15 protein-coding genes are annotated in these 19,990 nt (G+C 42.7%); 6 read left to right on the forward strand and 9 right to left on the reverse strand.

Annotated elements, in window-relative coordinates; genetic code table 11:
- Positions 1-265 precede the first annotated feature (265 nt).
- From QUB56_RS20625 to QUB56_RS20635, 3 genes are all read left to right on the forward strand, one after another.
- The gene (locus QUB56_RS20625) at positions 266-2,995 is read left to right on the forward strand and encodes a two-partner secretion domain-containing protein (protein WP_332957690.1); all 2,730 of its coding nucleotides are present in this window, start codon (positions 266-268) and stop codon (positions 2,993-2,995) included.
- Entirely contained in the window at positions 2,985-4,931 is a 1,947-nt protein-coding gene (locus tag QUB56_RS20630) for a ShlB/FhaC/HecB family hemolysin secretion/activation protein (RefSeq protein WP_332957691.1), read from the forward strand. The genes QUB56_RS20625 and QUB56_RS20630 overlap by 11 nt, the downstream gene beginning before the upstream one ends.
- Positions 4,932-4,993: 62 nt before the next feature.
- The gene (locus QUB56_RS20635; protein WP_332957692.1) at positions 4,994-7,864 is read left to right on the forward strand and encodes a CHAT domain-containing protein; all 2,871 of its coding nucleotides are present in this window, start codon (positions 4,994-4,996) and stop codon (positions 7,862-7,864) included.
- 30 nt (positions 7,865-7,894) lie between these two features.
- On the opposite strand, the gene QUB56_RS20640 is transcribed toward QUB56_RS20635, so the two are convergent.
- The 5 genes from QUB56_RS20640 to QUB56_RS20660 form a co-directional block, all read right to left on the reverse strand.
- Positions 7,895-8,605, reverse strand: coding sequence for a DUF928 domain-containing protein (locus QUB56_RS20640; RefSeq protein WP_332957694.1), 711 nt, complete (start codon positions 8,603-8,605; stop codon positions 7,895-7,897).
- A 123-nt stretch (positions 8,606-8,728) separates the two neighbouring features.
- Positions 8,729-11,089 (reverse strand): CHASE2 domain-containing protein, encoded by a 2,361-nt coding sequence (locus tag QUB56_RS20645; protein ID WP_332957696.1) that lies wholly within the window; start codon positions 11,087-11,089, stop codon positions 8,729-8,731.
- A gap of 28 nt (positions 11,090-11,117) precedes the next feature.
- A complete protein-coding gene (locus QUB56_RS20650; protein WP_332957698.1) occupies positions 11,118-12,587 on the reverse strand; it encodes a DUF1822 family protein in 1,470 nt (489 codons plus the stop codon).
- A gap of 4 nt (positions 12,588-12,591) precedes the next feature.
- Positions 12,592-14,241 (reverse strand): sigma factor-like helix-turn-helix DNA-binding protein, encoded by a 1,650-nt coding sequence (locus QUB56_RS20655; RefSeq protein WP_332957699.1) that lies wholly within the window; start codon positions 14,239-14,241, stop codon positions 12,592-12,594.
- A 449-nt stretch (positions 14,242-14,690) separates the two neighbouring features.
- Positions 14,691-14,843 carry a hypothetical protein gene (locus tag QUB56_RS20660; protein ID WP_332957702.1) on the reverse strand — a complete coding sequence of 51 codons (153 nt, stop codon included), beginning with the start codon at positions 14,841-14,843 and terminating at the stop codon, positions 14,691-14,693.
- A 137-nt stretch (positions 14,844-14,980) separates the two neighbouring features.
- Between QUB56_RS20660 and QUB56_RS20665 the strand changes: the two genes are divergently transcribed.
- Entirely contained in the window at positions 14,981-15,190 is a 210-nt protein-coding gene (locus QUB56_RS20665; RefSeq protein WP_332957703.1) for a hypothetical protein, read from the forward strand.
- Between the two features lie 196 nt (positions 15,191-15,386).
- Positions 15,387-15,827 carry a nitrogen fixation protein gene (locus tag QUB56_RS20670; RefSeq protein ID WP_332957704.1) on the forward strand — a complete coding sequence of 147 codons (441 nt, stop codon included), beginning with the start codon at positions 15,387-15,389 and terminating at the stop codon, positions 15,825-15,827.
- A gap of 101 nt (positions 15,828-15,928) precedes the next feature.
- Here QUB56_RS20670 and QUB56_RS20675 read toward each other — a convergent pair whose 3' ends face one another.
- The 4 genes from QUB56_RS20675 to QUB56_RS20690 form a co-directional block, all read right to left on the reverse strand.
- On the reverse strand, positions 15,929-16,078 hold the full coding sequence (locus tag QUB56_RS20675; RefSeq protein WP_332957705.1) for a hypothetical protein: 150 nt from the start codon (positions 16,076-16,078) through the stop codon (positions 15,929-15,931).
- 29 nt (positions 16,079-16,107) lie between these two features.
- A complete protein-coding gene (locus QUB56_RS20680; protein ID WP_332957706.1) occupies positions 16,108-17,376 on the reverse strand; it encodes a nif11-class peptide radical SAM maturase 3 in 1,269 nt (422 codons plus the stop codon).
- A gap of 659 nt (positions 17,377-18,035) precedes the next feature.
- Positions 18,036-18,404 carry a Nif11 family protein gene (locus QUB56_RS20685; RefSeq protein WP_332957708.1) on the reverse strand — a complete coding sequence of 123 codons (369 nt, stop codon included), beginning with the start codon at positions 18,402-18,404 and terminating at the stop codon, positions 18,036-18,038.
- A gap of 453 nt (positions 18,405-18,857) precedes the next feature.
- Positions 18,858-19,190: a Nif11-like leader peptide family natural product precursor gene (locus QUB56_RS20690; RefSeq protein ID WP_332957709.1), complete on the reverse strand. Its 333-nt coding sequence runs from the start codon at positions 19,188-19,190 to the stop codon at positions 18,858-18,860.
- A 411-nt stretch (positions 19,191-19,601) separates the two neighbouring features.
- Here QUB56_RS20690 and QUB56_RS20695 point away from each other — a divergent pair, with 411 nt between their 5' ends.
- Positions 19,602-19,868, forward strand: a complete 267-nt coding sequence (locus QUB56_RS20695; protein ID WP_332957710.1) for a hypothetical protein — start codon at positions 19,602-19,604, stop codon at positions 19,866-19,868.
- Positions 19,869-19,990 lie beyond the last annotated feature (122 nt).

Raw genomic sequence — 19,990 nt, forward strand, 5'->3', positions numbered from 1 at the left:
TAGGCAACTAAGGCTATACCCGATCGCACTTGCAGGCAATTTCATCATCCAATCCGGGTGATTTTACCTGTTACCCATTGTCAGGACACGGCGCCGTGCCGTTTCCCTACAATTAATCAGGTGATGGTTACATCCTCAGCTCATTATCTTGTAAGATTAGCTCAACATTTTGATTCATAACCCTTTTATATTTTCCTTTCTCGTGAACCATAAAACAAAAGCAAAAATATTCTGTATTCTATTTTACGTTTGTGGCTTTCCAACTGTGGTAACTGCCCAAATTGTCCCCGATCGCACTTTACCGCTCAACTCCACCGTCACCCCAGACGGCAACACCTTAAAGATTCAAGGCGGCACAGCAGCGGGCCCCAACCTATTTCATAGCTTTCGGGAATTTTCCGTCCCCACCCGCGGTACAGCATTTTTTAACAACGCTAATACGATTCAAAATATCTTTACTCGCGTCACAGGTGGGTCAATTTCTAACATTGATGGCATCCTCAAAGCGAATGGCAGCGCCAACCTATTTCTCCTCAACCCCAACGGCATTATTTTTGGCCCAAATGCCAGCCTGAATATCGGCGGCTCGTTTCTAGGCACTACAGCCAATAGCATCAACTTCGCTGACGGCACATCATTCAGTGCCACCAATCCTCAAGCAAATCCTCTGCTAACTATCAGCATTCCCACTAGCTTGCAATTTGGCTCGAATCCCGGTCAAATTGTCAATCAATCTGTGGCGGTTTCTGCCCAGAAAGACAGCGGCCAAGGAAATAAGCAGCCCGTAGGCTTAAAAGTTTTACCCGGTCAAACTTTAGGGCTAGTGGGCGGCGACGTAGCGCTTCCCGGTGGCTTTTTGACAGCACCCGGAGGCAGAATTGAACTTGGCAGTGTCGGTGCTAACAGTTTAGTTAGCTTGACTTTCAATGACTCAGGTTTCGCTTTGGGATATGCAGGTGTCGAGAACTTCCAAGATATTCAACTATCACAGGGCGCGGCTGTAAACGCTAGTGATAAAGATGCTAGCGGTGAAGGTGGCGGCACTATTCAAGTACAGGGACGGCGGGTGGTGCTGACGGAGAACTCAGGAATTATCTCTCAGACATTCGGAAGCCAAGACGGAGATCCAGTCTCTATCCAAGCAGCACAGTTCATCGCTGAAGGTGGCGGTAATGTAGATACAACAACCTACGGTTTTGGTCGAGGGGGCAATTTATCCGTCACAGCGACAGATTCCATAGAACTGAGTGGAACTAATTCTGATGGCACTTTGCCCAGCGGTTTCTTTGCTCAAGTTGAAGGGAAAACTTTGCCAGCAAGGGGAAATGCAGGAGATTTGACGATCGCCACTGGTCGATTAATTCTGCGAGATGGGGCACAGGTAGCCTCAAATACTTTTTCTGAGGGTTCAGGGGGAAGATTAACTGTCACTGCTTCCCAGTCTGTAGAAGTGATTGGGCGATCGGCAAACGGTGAAATTTCTAGTGCCCTGGTAACTCAGGCTGAAGATGGTTCTTCTGGCAATTCACAAGACTTAACCATTTCCACCAGAGAGTTAATTTTGCGAGATGGAGGTGAAATTTCATCTAGCACCACTGGCGCCGGGAATGCAGGCAACATACTCATTCAAGCGTCCGAGAAGTTGATTATTCAAGATCGGGCTGGAGTATCGGCTCTCACTTCAGGTAATGGGCGCGGTGGCAATATCAGTATTGAAACAGAACGCTTAATCGCTCAAAATGGCGGTCAGATATCGGCAGCAACTCAACGTAGCGGGCAAGCAGGGACTTTAACTGTAAATGCCAGAGAGTCTGTCGAACTGACGGGCACAGGTATAGACGGGCTTCCTAGTGGCTTGTTCGCCCAGTCCACAGGGATAGAAACGGACTCTGATGCTGCTGGCAATGCAGATAACCTAACAGTAACAACGAGGCAGTTAATAGTTCGGGATGGAGCCGCGATATCAGCAGATACTTTTGCAGGTGGAAAGGGAGGTTCTCTGACAGTCAATGCCTCAGAGTCTATTGAAGTGACTGGAACTTCCGGCATCGTGCCAGCAGAGGTTTCTCCCTTAGTCAGGGGGGACGGACGCTTGCCCAGCCGTTTGACCGCACTAGCAACGGGCAGCGGAGAAGCAGGGAGTGTAACGATAAATACGGGACTGCTGAGGGTACGGGATGGGGCAAGTGTTGCTGTGGATGGGAGTAGAGGTACGGGATCGGCTGGCAACCTGGAGGTAACAGCCAGTGACATCCGATTAGACAGAGGAACCATTACCGCAGAAACTAGATCGGGTGACTTCGGCAACGTCAACCTCCAAGTTTCCAACTTCCTACAAATGCGTAACAACAGCAATATTACTGTTACAGCGATCGGCGATGCCAGAGGTGGCAACGTCAAGATTGATACCAGAGCCTTAATTGCTGGCACTAACAGCGACATCACAGCCAATGCAGTCAGCAGCGAAGCCGGCCGCGTCGAAATTACAGCCCCAGAAGGACTCTTGGGAACCAGATCGCGCCGTGAAGGAAATCCCGCCTCTAACCTCACCAGCGACATCACCGCTACCTCCCTGGCGGGCCCGCAGCTCGACGGCGAGGTACTTCTCAACACCCCCGACGTTGACCCCGCCCAGGGAGTCGTTCAGTTGCCAGATACGATCGCCAATCCCGACGCGATCGCCCAAATTTGTCCCGGTCAACGACAGTCGGAAACCGATAAAACCTTTACCAGAACTGGGCGCGGCTTGCCAGCAAATCCGGCGGAAACACTCAGCAATGGCTCAGCCGCAGTTGGCTTAGCCGACGCTGTAGCCCCTGTAGAGCAACGAACCAGAACTGCTGCACCCCAACCAGCTCGCCCCACTCCCGCCCCCATCCGATCGGCTCAAGGTTGGGCCCTTAACCGCAAAGGAGAAGTTATTTTTACCGCTAATCCTGCTGCGGTTACTCTCCACAGCCCTTCCAATCCTACCCCTGGCTGCTATGGTCGATAAAGGAAATCAGAAATGGGGCGATCGATTCCTACAAATAGCTGCAGGAATATTAGCTAGTAGTTCGACGTTTTGGCCGGTGAAAGCACAAACCCTTCCCCTATTCCCCATAGAAGAACTCAACGAGCGCCCAGATTTCATAACACAAACACCTACCGAAACTCAAAATCCTAACCTCTCAGAGCCTTTAGTACCGCAAACCGTCCCTTCTGAGCCAAACCTACCGCAGCCAGCTAATCCATCTCCTAGCTTGCAGGAAAGAAAAACTGAACCGAATCCGGATAGCAGTCAAGTTTACGAATGTCCGCTGCCAGTACGATCGCCAGAACCGCAATCTCCTCTAACTCAAACCTCGGAAGATAGCAAAACTAATGAAGTAATTGAGGCAATCTCTGTCACTAATTTTCGCTTCATTGGTAACACAGTTTTCAGTCAACAAACCCTGGAAACAGAAATTACTAACAAATTCCTAAGATTAGATAGGAATACTAACCGCTTCTCAGAAACCAAAATCACATTTCCTCAATTGCAGCAACTGATTTCCGAAGTAACAAAATTCTATAATGACCGAGGATATATTAACTCTTTTGCCTACATTCCCACCACTAGCGAAGAACCAAATCAAAGGTTGCAAAACCGAGGGGCGGCTGGGGAAGTCACGATCAAAATCGTTGAAGGTGGCTTAGAATCAATTCGGGTCAGGAGGCGGACGGGAAAGCAGCGCTTAAATCTCAATTATTTATGCAGCCGTTTGGCGAGATCCTCCCAGCCTTTACAAGTTTCTCGCCTGCTAGATGCCCTACGATTGCTCGAACTAGATCCTTTAATTAGAAATATCTCTGCTGAGTTGATACCCGGTTCTCAGTCCAACAGAAGCGCTCTAGAAGTTAACTTCGAGGAAGAAAAAACATTCAGTGCTGCGTTGCTGCTAGATAATCGACGGGCTCCGAGTGTCGGCAGTTTCCGCCGCCAGCTACAGCTAACCGAAGCAAACTTATTAGGAAAAGGCGATGGCTTGAGTGTGGCTTACACCAACACTGAGGGCAGTAATGCTTTTGATTTAAGCTATACATTGCCATTAAATCCTAACAATGGCACAATTAATTTATCAGCGGGCGTTACTGCCAATCGCGTCGTAGAGAAACCTTTTGAAAAGGTTGATATAAAAGCGGCAGCACAATATTTAGATATAACTTTGCGGCAACCTTTATTGATAAATCCTAGACAAGAGTTAGCTATCGGAGTGACAGCAACTAGGCGGGAAAGTGGCAGTTCAATTTTAGGGGAAGATTTCCCTCTTTCTGCGGGAGCAGATGCCAAAGGGCGCACGGGAATATCAGCGGTTAGGTTTTTTCAAGATTGGACGGCGCGGGACAATGATGAATTATTTGCTTTTCGCTCTCAATTTAGTGTAGGATTTGGAGCGTTTAATGCTACTGTTAATAGCGACGCTCCTGATAGCAGATTTTTTGCCTGGCGCGGTCAGGGACAATGGATTCGTCGCTTAAGAAGAGACACTTTTTTGTTGGCAAAAACTGATGTACAATTGGCGAATAGGACGCTTTTACCTCTAGAACAATTTGGTATTGGGGGTGGAAATAGTGTCAGAGGCTATCGACAGGATATCCTGTTGGGCGACAATGGAATTTCTGCATCGGCGGAACTCAGGTTTCCTATTATTGGTAGATCGGATCGAGGGTTAGGAGTTTTACAAGTTACCCCTTTTGTTGATGTTGGCACTGTTTGGAACAGTTCGGGTAGAGAGAACTTCGATCGTCAAATGTTGATGTCTGTAGGTACGGGTTTGCGGTGGGAATGGGGTGATAGTATGTCTGTCAATTTTTACTGGGGTATTCCTTTAGTTGATGTGAATTCTAGGGGGAGAACATGGCAAGAAAAAGGTTTACATTTTTCCGTCCAATCCAGGTTCTATTTTTGAAACTAGCGCGTCAGAGGTGGCGGCGAAGTCTGAGGCTGTTTACTATCCTATTTGTGGCATTAATGATACCATTTATTGCGGTAAATGTCAAGGCTCAATCGGCATCAAATTTGGCAAGAAGTGGGATAGAAAAATCTCAAGTTAGTTGGCAAAAAGTGGATAAATTGGCAGTAATTGCTGGAAATTTAGGGATTAGCGATGAGCCGCGATCGCCCAAGGAATGGGAGGATTTGGCTAGAAGAACTTATGCTGCTGGGGAGTTTGGAGAGGCTGTGAATTATTGGCAGCAAGCTGTTGCGGGTTTTGAGATAGGGGGAGATTGGTTGAATCAGGCGATCGCCCTGAGTAATCTTTCGTTAACGTATCAACAGTTGGGGCGTTGGTTCGAGGCAAATAGGGCGATCGCCCAGAGTCGGACTTTGTTACCGCATGAGTCTGGGGTAAATTCGCCAGAGGAATTAAAGGCGATCGCCCAAATTCTCGATATTCAATACAATGGGCAATGGGAACAGGGACAAGTCAATCTTGCTTTGCAAACCGGGCAACGAGCCACGAATATTTATGTTAAATTAAAGGATAATTTAGGCTGGAAACGTAGCCTAATTGCTCAAATTAAAGCTCTGCAAGAATTAGGTTTATATCAGCAAGCTTGCGAAACAATTATTCCAGTTGTCGAATCAAACAATCCAGAAAAATTCGCCATTCCCAATCAAGACTGTCAGCAGTTAATTACTCAAAAATTAGAGGCAATCAAAGAAAGTGTTAAAACGCCATCAAACCCTAATTTAAAAAATATTCAAATTACCGGAACACGTCTCCTTGGCGATGTATTGAGACAGCTTGGCTATTTGAATGAGTCACAAGAGCTGCTGCAACAAGTAGATGGAGTCATTACTCAACAAGAATATCCTCAAGAAAAAGCTTTGGTATTACTAAGTTTAGGTGAGACTTACAAATCTCTAGGAAATAGAAATAAATTTTTGTCGGAATTGGACGATGACACTCATAAAAAATCCTACCAAACTGCTAGAGATTTATATGAAAAAGCTGCGCAAGTGGCGACAAGTAATTCCTTTGTGAAAGTCCAGGCAAAACTTAATTTATTAAGTCTTTTAGTTGACCCTCAAATCGGATTGGCGGTAGATTTTAAAAAAAGTAATGAATTGCGGTTAGAAATTTTGTCTCAATTAAGTAAGTTGCCACCAAGTCACAAGATAGTTTATGCGGAAGTCAGTTTGATGAATAGTTTGGTTCACCTTAATAGTGAACAACAAAAAAATGCTAATAATGTTACAAATTTATCTAGCGTAACTCCACAAAAAATATCAAACTACTGTTTGCGAAATTATTCAATGGTGGCTGAAAGTGTCCTTGAAAATATGCAGTCTGTGTCTGGGAGAGAAATTGTCGAATTGGGAGCAAAAGCTATCAAGTTGGCTAGGGATTTGGGTGATTTAAGGGCAACAGCCTATGCTTTGGGCAATTTGGGTGAAGTGTACGAACAGAATCAGCAATGGCTGGAGGCTCAACAGTGTACGGAACAAGCTTTGTTGTTGTCGCAGGATGTTAAGCTAAATTCGCCGGATCTTGCCTATCAGTGGCAGTGGCAATTGGGGCGGATTCGCCGGGATGGGGAGGAGAAAGATATTGAGGGTGCGATCGCGGCTTATACGGCTGCATTTAATACGCTACAGTCGATACGCAATGATTTGGTGCCGATTAGTCGGGATGGGCAGTTCGATTTTCGCGATAAAATAGAACCTGTTTATCGAGAATTGGTGGATTTGTTGTTGCAGGAAAATAAACCTAGTCCAGGGAATTTAAAGCAAGCTAGGAATGTGATTGAGGCGCTTCAGGTGGCTGAGTTGGATAACTTTTTTAGAGAAGCTTGCATACAGCCACAAGAGGTAAATATTGACAATATAGACAAAGAAAGTGCTGTCATTTACCCGATCATTTTAAAAAATAGCTTAGAAGTTATCATCAAGTTACCTGGTTTAGAGGAACTCAAGCACTACCGGACTAAGATAGACTCAAAGATAGTAAAAGATGCTCTTATAAAACTGCGAGAACAAATAGTAGATACAGATAAACCTCAGATACAAACATTGAATAAATCCTTGGAAAACATCTATAGCTGGTTACTAAGATCAGCTAGGACAGATTTAGATAAAAACAATGTTAAAACCTTAGTATTTGTCCTAGACGGTGAGTTGCGAAATATTCCTATGGCTGCTCTTTATGATGGATCGCGTTATCTGATAGAGTCCTATAGTTTAGTTTTAGAACCAGGATTAAAATTAATAGATGCCAGAAAATTCAAATTGGAAAATATCAAAATTCTAATGGCAGGAATAAGCGAAGCACGTCAAAATTTTCCTGCCCTACCTAATGTCAAGATAGAGCTGAAGGAAATTCAATCCCAAGGGCCGAGTATTTTATTATTAAATTCTGAGTTTATTGATTCGTCTCTACGAGCAAAGATTAACTTGAATGAAAGTCGTATAGTTCATCTTGCCACTCATGGAAATTTCAGTTCCAACGCTGAAGATACATTCATTATCAATTGGGACAAACGCATCAATATAAATGAGCTAAATCAGTTACTCAAAAGCAGAAACGAAAAGCAATATAAGCCCATTGAATTACTGGTTTTGAGTGCCTGTCAAACAGTAGCCGGAGACAATCGGGCAACCTTGGGACTTGCGGGAGTAGCTGTGAGAGCAGGGGCACGCAGCACCTTAGCTTCTTTATGGAATATTCCTGATGATTCAACCTCTGTTTTAATGAAGCAATTTTATCAAGAGTTACTTACCAATAAGCAAACGAAAGCTGAAGCTTTGCGCCAAGCTCAACTATTTTTATTAAAGAATCCTAAGTACAACAGTCCAAAAACTTGGTCGCCTTATATCTTAGTAGGGAATTGGTTATAACTTTACTTTTAATTTACGCATTACCTTTTGTCAATTTCCTGTTTTGCAACATTCCACTATTGGCTCTGAAGCAATATTGGATAAGCCAATTTGTCGTAAAAGAGAGGGCCAATGACCATCATTGGGAGTGGTTTGGCGAAGTTCTCCTGCTGCTGTTAGTGCATCATACCAAATACCGTTAGCTGCTAAAATACTAATGCGATCGCTCACTGTAGCTTTTTCTAGCTGACTCCTGAGAGCCGGATTGGAAAAATTGACTCTTTGGATTTTACCAGTAACAGATATGGGTGGTTGTCCCCTTTGGCAATAAATCTTAAAGTACCACTGATACTGTCGATCGATTTGTAAGGAAACTGATGATGGCAATGATATTTGAACAACTCCTGGTTTCCCACTTAGAGTAAAGGAAGCTTCATGTACTGGTTTCTTTTCCCAATCATAAAGAAAAAACTTACCAGGAAATTTAGACTGATAGGGGACATAAAACCAAAGAGTAGGATTAGCAGAAACCGTCAATCCAAAAACTGACGTTGAATCTTTGTTCTCATAAAGTGGAACCAATGCCGTCAGAGGCTGTTGTTCAGATCCCGTAGACTGATTGGCAACATCCTGACAGCCTCGTGAGCCTCCCTCAGACCGATTATCTGAGTTATCTACATCCGGTGGTGGTGATGGTGGCGCCTTGAACAATGGTTCCTTGAATTGTCCGCTTGAGTTGGTAGTCGGGCGTTGTCCAATCATTACAGCCCTAGTTGGCTGCATCTCTAGTTTAATCAACCCGAGCGTTAGAAAATTTATAGCCAAAAATCCGGTCAGTTGTTTAAAAAATGGGTAAATTTTAGCCAACATTCCACACTCTTAAATTTAGTTTGCTGTCTTTTGAGACCGATTATATACTAGGACAGCAAAACTTGTACCAACTAAAGTCAAACCCGAAGGGATCAATGGCACCCAACCACTTTGGGTAAAGAAAATCCAGCAAACACCGTATAATATAGCAATGCTTGCACCCATGACAATGATTAGATATTGCTTGGACTGGCAGCGCCAAGCGATCGCACCACCAACAACACCCCATCCCCAAATCCACAACCCATCTACCCAAAAATCCCACCACCACATTAAAGGCCTTCCATCTAAGGCAGCACTGATAAGCTGACTAACCATTTGGGCGTGAATGATGATATTAGGTAATTTTTGGTAGCTTTCTTGGTCTGTACTATAAGGAGTGGAATTATAAGCTCGAAAACTTTCAGCGCTAGTACCAATCAAAATAATTTTATCTTTCACATCATCAGGTTTAAGCTGACCATTGAGAACTTCTGCAAGGGTGACTCTTGAAATCACTTGTAAAGGTGAACGATAGGCTCGGTAATTGAGCAATATTTCGTAGGATCTATCATCTATTTTGTGATAACCCCCCATGTGTTCTCGCAACCGTTTTAAATTTGCCTTCCCTAATTGCAACTCTCCTTTGTTGTATTTAGGAGAGATACTATTTGTGAGATCCAAATATCGAAATGCTAATTGAGAACTGAAGGCATATTCTGCGTCACAAAGGCTAGCTACATCTGGTTTCAAAGCGATAAGATGGCGACGGAGAGTACCATCATAATCTACAGAAATATCGTTAAAACCTATTCGTTCTTTATACTCTGTTTCGGGAATATTGGGTGGCGGTTTAGTACCTAAATTTTCTCGGCTACGATGGGGAGATTTACAAGATACAATTAAGTTTTTTTGATGCTCTATTTTAGCCATTAAGCTAGGCAACTTTGGGTTGATGGGAAAATCGTAATGAATTCCTAAACCTATTACTTTAGCTTGATATTTCTGCAATTTATCTAAGGTTAAATTGAGTGCTAGCTCTGATAAAGAACCTTTTCTATCTTTTTGCTCCGGTAGGTAAAGATCTGCTTCAGTAACTTCAATCACTAAAATTCGGTTTTCTTTTCGTTCCCCTGGACGCATTTGCAACATTTTGTCATAGCTTTGCAGTTCCAATGTTTGTAAAATTCCCATCCATCGCACACCCATGACCGCACTTGTGACCAACACACTAGCCACCAACACAGTCTGAAGATTGCGCCAAATCGAAACACGCTGACGTTCTTCCTCATTCCCCTTGAGCAACTCATCCCAGCTTGGAAACTCAACAGCCGGATGCTCATAAATCATCGGCAGCCAACTAGCACAGGGATATTCAACCTCCATCCCGTGCAGCCTTTCCCGTGCCTTCCTAACTGAGTCAGGCAAAGACTTCTTTTCTCTAGCAAATGCCTCTAGAAAATATTCTAAAAACTTTTGAGCGACTTCATCCGGCACGCGTTCTCGCATGGCAATTACGGCTGGAATTTGCAAAGAAGCCAGTTCATTTACTAATCCCATGCCGTCACAAGAATTAAAAATAGCTAATTTTAAACCGTGCTTAATGGCATTTTCTAAACCATACTTTAACTGTTCAATCGCTATACTTTCAGTTTCACTCAGAGCAAGCTGACCCTGCCTGTTACTATCTTCCGTAGAACTATGACCGGCAAAAAATAAAATATCCCAATTTTGTTCCCATAACTGATTATTAAGCTTACTGCTGCTAGTAGCTACTAAAGTTTCAATTTCTGCATCATTATGAGCAATGGATTCTTTTAATAATACTAAATCTCCTTGAACGTCAATGTCTGTAGAGTCTCCGAGAATTACCAAAATTTTTATTCTATTTTTAGAATAATTTTTCTTAAAATAAGATGTAGTATTAGTTAAAACTAAACGACTAAAAACTGGCTCAATTTTAAATCGCTCAAATTTATTCCATAAATGCCAAGGCAAACGCCATAGATAAACATCATCTGTTTGAATCATTAACCTAACATTCCCTCTCTCAGTTATCAATACTTCTAAGAGCTGCTCCTGGACTGAAGAAAAACATTCATCCTTAGAACTTAGCCAATCATTAACACTGTTTTTTACACAATCTGCTGATTTTTTAACAGATATTTTTGTGATTTTACCCTTTTTCATTTGTTCAAACTTACGATAAGAACCAAAACCGCCACTATCGCGAGCTTTCTGCAAATTATGATATGTTTCTCTCAAATCTTTAGCGGGCGGCAAGTACCCGCTAATTTGAGACTTGATAGAGTGAATACTATCACCAATTCTGAGCGTGACAGGATAGCGTTGCTCACTGTCCGCCTTGCTTATTTCCAAAATTACTAGCTTGCTCATAATCTTTGATATTTTGCTCCTAACTGAGTTAAATAGTAAAATCTTCCGTGATGCTAACTTCCTGGTAAACGACTTTAACCTGGAAATAATCGCCCATAGTTCCGCTAAAGTCATTTTGAAATCTATTAGTATCGCTATCGGCCTGTTCTTCCCACAAGACTTCGCCATCTTCATCTAGGACAAATACTTCGAGATTTAGCGGCAGAGTTTTCGATCGCACGGGCAATACCCGCAAGTAAACATTAGTTTGATCGCTTTCTTCAGGCAAGAGAGTTATTTCCAGCAAAACGCGAGCAGTATCAAGGCGTATTGTTAATTCAATAATTTTACCAATTCTGACCCCCGCAGCGGAATTTTTTGGGTCAAGTTTTCCCAAACTGACGGCTGCTTGGCAGCGCACATCATCATCTTGCGTGGTTTTCAGCAAGTTAGTCAATGCTGAAATCGCCTCGGCATTTCCAGGCTCAACACGACCTAATAAGTCAGCAGCCCGCAATTGATTCCCTTTATTGCGATCGTGCAATAAGTCAAGCAATGTAGGAATTCCCGAATGGCTGCTAGAACCACCGTACCGATACGCTTCAGAACCTGCGACTGCAAAAACCAAATTAGGATCGAAAATTCCCAGCTTCTCAATTATTTCATCAGTCATCTGCCACCCAGCTTGGAAATAATTCTTTGCCCGCTGAAGTAAATTTGCTTGACTTTGAATCATCACAGATGGCGCAGCAGCTACTGCTGCTACTTCCGGAAGAATTCGCTGATTATATAGTTGTTGCCTGCATTGATCATTGGCTAAGAAAGATGCCCACTGTTCAAATGGGAATATCAGCCGGGGAGAATATACCGATGGATTACCCAAATCCTGTAATAATTCAGTCGCTTTTAGCTCGGATAAACTTGGCAAGGGTGAGACTTCTGCTTGCAAGTTTAACCCTAGAGTAATTTGCATGACAACCAGAGATTGGGTTAATTCCTTTGTTGGCAAAGCATAAGTGCGATCGCCCGCGCTGTATGTGCCTTCATTCTTCAGTTGGCGGTGCGTCGCAAACCCGCACACCTCCACCCAAAACTCATCCTCATCACCATCCAAATCCACCTGCACAGGGAGATAATAATCAGCACTCCAGTTAGGAATATCAACCCACTCTTGGGGTACACACAATTCTTCCAAATCTCCCTCGGCACTGGGGATTAATACTAATCTAGTATCGCCAATCTCAATTGCAGTGCCATTCACCACTTCCCAAATGCTAGAAATATCCTGACTGTGCCAGACTGAAGGTTGAGGGAATGCTTCTCCTGCCAGCCATTCTGATAACCAGTTTAAGACAGCGTTTAAACAAGCCCCATTGAGATAAGCATTATAACGAGAAATTGGATTAGAATGATGTTGAGCTTGCTGCCAGGCAATTTCTCGATCGGCTTCGTTAATTGTTAACCGTAACAGGTGGGAATTTTCAAAATCAAAAGTCTGTAATTGGCTTAAGTCAAACATTTTATTATTCTCCTTTTTTACAACTCATCAAAGTTTGCAAGCATTCTTGAACGATACTCTCAATAATTTGGGGGGTATCTTTACCTGTTACAGATAAATTCAGAGCTCGACCAGTAGCTGAAATTTGAGCTTGATAAAACTTCACTAGCCATGTTTCCACATACTCCTTCACCCAAGTATTCAGTACCTTGATTAAATTTGCCTGTAATTTCTGCTGAGCTTGAGATATTATGGCACTGACCGCTAACAAATCCATGCCCAACTCAGTAGCGATTTTTTCTTCCGCTACCTGCTGACCGTACCGGAGGCGTAAAACCTCTTGTTCTTCAGATTCAAGTTCTTTAATTGCTTGAACTAAAGCGACTTGAATTAAATCTGAGTGCAGGGGAGCGCGAAAATTTTTATGTAGCCATTCAAATACATAATCGGTAACCCATTGATGGGGCTGGGATATTTCTACCATAGCTTGTAGGAGTTGAATATTAATAGCATCAAGTCGTCTAGAAATGGATGACTGATTCAAATTTAAGTGAATAGCTAGTTGCTTTTGTTTGAATCCAGCACCGTAATAAAGTAAAAGAATTTTGTGCTGGTCAGGTTTGAGGCTTTCTAGCTGTTTGCGAAGAGCAGAGTCAGTTCGGTTAAGTAATCCTCTTATTGCTGTGCCAGAATTTTTGGTTTTTGCTATATTGGCATTTTCTAGCTGTGACTTATCCAAGAATCCTTCATAACCTTGTTCTTGAAGTGCTTCTATAGAGTATTGAGGCTTGATGGATTTGGGATAATTTTGTAAGGCAGCAATGCAGATTTTCATCCAAGCTTGCATTTGCTCTCCGTTAATGCTTAAACCTGCCGAAACTTCATGGGGTGCTGAAGGCAGATACTTTTCAGCATTGTAACACTCCGCCGCTGCCTGAAAGTCTTCGCTGTCAGGATTCGGCCATTTTTGCCCTGGTTTCCGAATTGCGGGATTATTAACCTTATTAAAGCGATAAACTTGTTTAAAATATTTTCGTGCAAATATAAATTGAGAAATGTTAGGTTCTTGATTTCCAGCTCTTTGTAGGGCTTCCCGGAGATATTTATCACTTTCGTGAGTTAGCAACCGCCACCGCGAGAACTTACTGATAGATGCCTGGATGGTTTTGATCAAACTTTGCTGAACGTAGGTATCTAAAGAAGCCTGATAAGAAACGTTATAAGACTGTAACAGCTTAATAAAATCTTCGTAATTACAAATAAAAACCCTGGCGCAGTAGAGATACTCCTCCCAAAAGCAATCGCTTGACTTTGACCCTACTTCTATAGCTGCGTAGTAGCAGTCTTTTTCAAAGTAACTAGCCAAGTGTTGCAAAGCTAGCGTTTTTCTATTTTCTGGCTCCCAGTCTTGGACACTCAGTGATGGATCGATCGCTATCTGCCGCCAAAATTCAGCTATATTTTTAGTTTGATTAGGCTGGCTACACAACTGTGAAAACGCCTGGTTGCATTTTTGGTATAACTCAAAGTTCCGTTTAAGTTCAGCATGATTTTGCCACTGAATGACAGGGCGACGATTGCGGGTTGCCAGTATGAGATAGGTAAAAAAATTCTCGGCGTTGTCTCGCCGCTCAGGCAGTCTGGGAATAATTTCCTGGTTAAAAGGGTTGGGCATCTTAGCCGATTCTCCAAGAACAATAAAGGAAAAATTGAGACGGGATTTTTTAGTTTAAGCTCGACTCGCCTTGTCCAAAGCAATGTCTCAGCCTAGGTAGATATGCGATCTCCGGTTGTTCGCCAGTACGAGGTTGGAGATGTTGTTGAGCGGCAGTTGAGGAGGGGTGCAAATGGCTTGAGCATGGAGGCTGTCAGAAAACTTTAGAAAGCGTACTACTAACTTATTGACACCGCCTGTCGGCAATTATGCGGGGCACTCTGAGTCGGGGATGCAACATTCTCTTTGAGCAAGAGACTAGCAGTGCATCTGTTGTTTCCCCCTGGGCTGCGGCTGAAAGTGAAGTTGGTGTCTAACTCTTGAGACATAACTCCTTGAGTTGAATTTACTGCAGGCGAGCTTCTCAGTCTATTTCTCAAAAAGTGGGGCGCTATACCTCACAGGCTGTTTCAGAAGAGCTGGCTGGTTGCCTTTGCCATTGCATTGTCCCACAACTGGGCTGCGATCGCCCGCGAGCTTCGGGAGTGCGATCGGCTCTGGTTGTTGGCTAGCTCGATCGCCCTTTGGTTCGGGAGTGCGATCTGCTCTTGAGCAATTTGCATAAATTCGCAGACATAATTTTGAATATTTTAGCTAGAAAATAACCTCAAACTAGGATACAAAATTACTCTAATTGTCTAAGATGTTAAAAACCACAACAATTCCCTGTTGCGATAAATTCTTTGTATATCCTTAAATTATGGCACTTCTTTTAAGTTCCCACAACGTTGCCAATTATTTGAAAGGCTTAGCTCTGTGTACTGATGCAGACCAAGACAAAGTTCAGATTGATTCAATCCCCGCTAAAAATTTTAATTTGTTAGTAACTCTCCCTAACGGTCATAAATACCTTGTGAAGCAGGAACCTTATGACTCTGATGGAAAAAATGCTGGCGAATTTTTGACTTAATGGCGAATTCAAGAGTTTTTGCAGCAGTCGAGGATTGGGAAAAAAAATCAATTAAAATAGTTGATTGAATAGACGGATTTTTATCAACTACTCTTTAAAGCCTTATCACTTGGTTAGTTTGTGGTGATTTAGCATTCCGTCTTAAATTGCTAGAAACTGCTTACATGAAAAGCTGGGAAATTTTCGGAGAGGTCTAATGGAAGAAATCGATGTTAATAGTTCTACAACCCTTTGCCCCAGTGCGCGAGCTGAAGTCGGGAATAGTGCAGTATTTGGGGTAATTGCTGGCACAGTAGAAAACCCTCAAGTCGCTTATCTTAAACAAGTTCAGCCTCTAACTGACGAACTCGTTGCTTTGAGCGGGTCCGTTACGCCAACAGAAGTGTTTCGGATTGCGGCTCCATGTGCGAAGACAGGTTGCCAGCATTTTGATGGCGCAAATTGTGGTCTAGCAACGCGAGTTGCAAACCAAATGGATGCAGTGTCGGAGAATTTACCACCTTGCCCTATCCGTCGCGAGTGTCGGTGGTGGCAGCAAGAAGGTAAAGCAGCGTGTATGCGCTGTCCGCAAATTATTACAGATAACTACATTCAATCTGAACAATTACTTGAGGTAGCGACACCTAGGACTGTTTAATCAATTCAATCAACTGCATAGTAAAAGCCCTCTGATGATTAATTAGAGGGCTTTTACTATACTCTATTTAGAAAGCCTAGCTAATCTGTAAAGATTAGAATTTAGTTTGTGCCCAAAGCTTTTTCTTTTTTATCTAAAGCTTGTTTGGCTTTTAACATAGCTTTTAAAAAAGCTAACTCGCTGCTCCATGCCCTGCGCGGAAGGATAGTAATTGGAGAATTATCATTGAAGGAATTGAGATTTTCTGTCATAACTTATACATCCTTACAACTGCAATTGATTAAACTTTAACTAATGGGGATTCGGAGGGTTCCTGTTCATCCGCCCAAGTTGCCGGCCATTGGATGCGATCGCTTGTAAAATGAAGCGGGTCATTTTCCACCCAAGGAGCATCAAGAGCCTCTTCAATTAGTTGAAATTCACCATTATCAAACGGCAGGCCTGGCGCGGAAACTTTAGGAGAAACGCGCTCCCGAATTCCCTCTTCTGCCTGTACGATCGCCCGATGGTGGCAGTAAGGATTATTTCCGCGACGGTTAAAGAAAACATGGGCAGTCCAAGTACAGCCTCCCCGGCAAAGCTCCGCAAACTCACAGGTTTTACAAAAGCCCCATAAATGCGCTGTTCCTTGAGGCGTTCCCGCTCCTAAATTGAAACGCAACTCGTCAGTTTCTTCAACAATTTTACGGAGTGAATGGTCTCTGATATTGCCACCAGTATAAGCTGATGTGGGTAAAGAGGGACAGCCTTTAATCGCACCATCTGCCTCAATTCCTAAAGTAGAAAGTCCCGCAGAACAGCCTTGCCAAAATGCCCACTCGTTTTCGTCACCGCGTCCCCGCAAAAACCGTTCGTCAGGGCCATAATAACCGATGTTATTACCGGGCTGGATTTGAACACCCTCGCGCTTTGCCCGACGAGCTACGCGGGCTAGCATAGGATAAATATCCAGTAGTTCGCAGGGTTGCAGGAGAATATGGGCGTTGTCTGCCGCATTACCCATCGGCACGGTTAGTTGAATTTGCCAAGCGATCGCTCCGGCGTCGCGAATATGTTCGTAGATGCAAGGAAATTCTGGCGCTGACAGGCGGTTAATTTGGGTGTTACAACCGAATTTTATGCCGGCTTCTTTGAGATGGCTCATCGTTTTAAACGCATATTTCCAAGAGCCTTGCCGTCCGCGCAAGCGATCGTGCGTTTCCTCCTTGCCATCAATGGAAACCGAGACGGTGGCAATGCCTGCTTCTTTCATTCTACGTGCTGTTTCCAGCGAGATGCCATAACCTCCAGTCGTCATGCTGCAAAGCATCCCCGCTTGATTAATCGCTTCAGCAATTTGCAGCCAATCTGGACGCATAAATGCTTCGCCACCAATCAATGTAACTTCTTTAATGCCGACTTCTGCCATCTGCCGAACGAGGTCAAAGGCCTCTTCTGTAGTAAGCTCTGTGGTGCGTGCGTGTCCGGCTCGCGAACCGCAGTGATTACAAGCCAAATTGCACTTTAGAGTAATTTCCCAAACAGCGTAACTCGTGCGACGGTATGTCATAAAAACCTTTAGTTTTTTTTGAGATAAATGGGTTAAGTTAATTTCTTATCCTGTGGGAGACAGACTCAAAACCTTAGGTCTCCATTTTTATTTAGCCTCAGAACACAAAAGAAATAGAGACGGAGTAAATATTTTCAGTTCGGAGAACTCTGACAACGCTAATTCTACTAATGCTAATAAAACCACCTGCGGTATACAATTGCTTGTAATATGTTAGGTCGGTTAGGAAGCTCTCACTCCTTAACAGAATTCCGGATCCGCAAGCTTTGCGTCACATATAATGAGGCTAGCCCGGGGTAATTTCCTCTTAACTTAAATGATTGAATCTGTTAGAGTGAAAGAAAGTAAATTTATCATTATAGCAATCCTAAATGATTATACTCGTTATACTCGTTACCAGGCTCTGCCTGGTAACGCAGATCCGGAGGCTCTGCCTCCACAGTCTAGGCCGAGGCAGAGCCTCTGGACATCGGTTCCCAGGCTCTGCCTGGAAGTTAAAAGTTAACCAGTTATTGAAACTGATTTAGGATTGCTATAGTAAGCTCCTAGTTTAAATCGTTGCCGCTTGAGGAATAAATTTCGGTGTGGCAACAAATACTTGCTTAAAAGATAGCGATCGCGCTTGCCATCCTCAAAGCGACAGATGAAAAATGTAATTATTAGTCGGGTTCGATAATTACTCCGTATATCGGTTGGGCAAACGAGTCTGTTGGTGTCAACGAGGCGGTTCGTGGCCACGAGACCGCGCCGTATACGGCTTGAATAGTTCGATACCTTCCGCCAATAAATCCCCCGAGGACTCCAGCTAATTCCTCTTCAGTGAGTTCAGCGAATTCACCCCGCTCTTTTGACTCTAATACATGGAGAGCAGCAGTTTCAAATTCTTCTTTTGAAAAAATGTAGCCAGATGATTTCAATACTTCCTGACGTTCCTCAACTGTGCCGTTATCAAGTTGAGTGCGGAAGGATTGGTCTTTAACCAATCTTACCAATAATTCTTTCAGTCTTTCAAACAAATTTACAGACATATATTCCTCCTTTGAATCAAACTAAAAAGCAGGAGAAAGCTGAAAACAAAACATTCAGCAGTTCTGACTATAGTTTGCCAAGAGTTGGAAGAATAAGTCAATATGCTGAAAAAACAATTCAGACTTAAATAGTTTAATTATGTCTTTTTTTAAAATTGTAATTTATGGGATATTAAACAACTAATCCGTTAAGTCAGTCAGAAAACTCTGACTCGTTCAAACAATTCAGACCCCGCACGCTTCACGTCAGATATAGTGATACTAGCCAGGCGTAATGTCCTCTTAATTTAAATGGTTGAATCTGTTAGAGTGAAAGAAAGTAAATTTTTTATTAGTAAACTCCTAGTTTAAATCTTCGCCGCTTGAGGAATTAACTTCGGTGTGGCAACAAATACTTTCTTAAAATATAGCGATTGCGCTTGTCATCCTCAAAGCGACAAATGAAAAATGTAATTATTCGTTGCTTGCGGTAACTGTTCCGTATGGCGCTTGCGAGATCGCGCTGTCTATGGTGAATTGAGGAATTAGAGCTTTTGCGCCAACAAATCCCCCGAGAACTCCAGCTAATTCCTCTTCAGTGAGTTCAGTGAATTCGCCCCGCTCTTTTGACTCTAATATATGGAGAGCAGCAGTTTCAAATTCTTCTTTTGAAAAAATGTAGCCAGCCGATTTTAATATTTGCTGACGTTCCTCAACTGTGCCGTTATCAAGTTCAGTGCGGAAGGATTGATCTTTAACCAACCTTACCAAAAATTCTTTCAGTCTTTCAAACAAATTTACAGACATATATTATTCCTTTGAATGAAACTTAAAGGCAGTAGAAAGCCGAAAACAGAACATTCAGCAGTTCTGATTAAAGGTTGCCACAAGTTCTAATAATAATTCAATGTGCGGGAAAAAAAGTTCAGATTTAAATACTTTAATTATGTCTTTTTATGAAATGGTCATTTATGGGATATTCAACAGCTTTGTATAGATGCAAATACTTTAATGGCAAAATCTTACAAAAATTAAATAAAGTATAACTACTTTATTTAACAGCCCTTTTTTATTGAGACATAATTACTTTGTTTTTGTCTTAAAAAACCACTAAAAATACTTGGAATTATTAGTGAAATTAGGTTAATCTGTAAGTTATCAATAAGCCATAGCTAGCTTAAAAACGTTCAAACACAATTAAAGAGGAGAAAAGTAAGAATGGACGCTAATTCAAGAAAAAAACCAAGTCAACTTGAAATTAACGATTTGATTGCGGAAGCTGTTGTTAATGCAGAAGCACGACGCAACCAAGCAGAAGAGTTATTGTCTGACGAGCAAGCAGCCGCAGTCAAAGGTGGAAGACCCATATTTCCAACCACATTGGGAAGAAGATCATTCCCTCCAATCATATGTGGAATAATAATTCATCCCATCGAATTTCCAAGCAATATTAGTCAGAATATTGCCGGAACTAATTTCAGCTAAATAGCTGAATAAACAAAGCCCTTTAAATAAATATCGAAGGGCTTTTAAGTAAAAAAATTAAGTAAAAGCTCTATTTAGAGCTTTTGAGCATGATTAAAATAGCTCGTATATTGCAACCCAAG

The organism is Microcoleus sp. AR_TQ3_B6, from assembly GCF_036702785.1.
Classification (GTDB): domain Bacteria; phylum Cyanobacteriota; class Cyanobacteriia; order Cyanobacteriales; family Microcoleaceae; genus Microcoleus.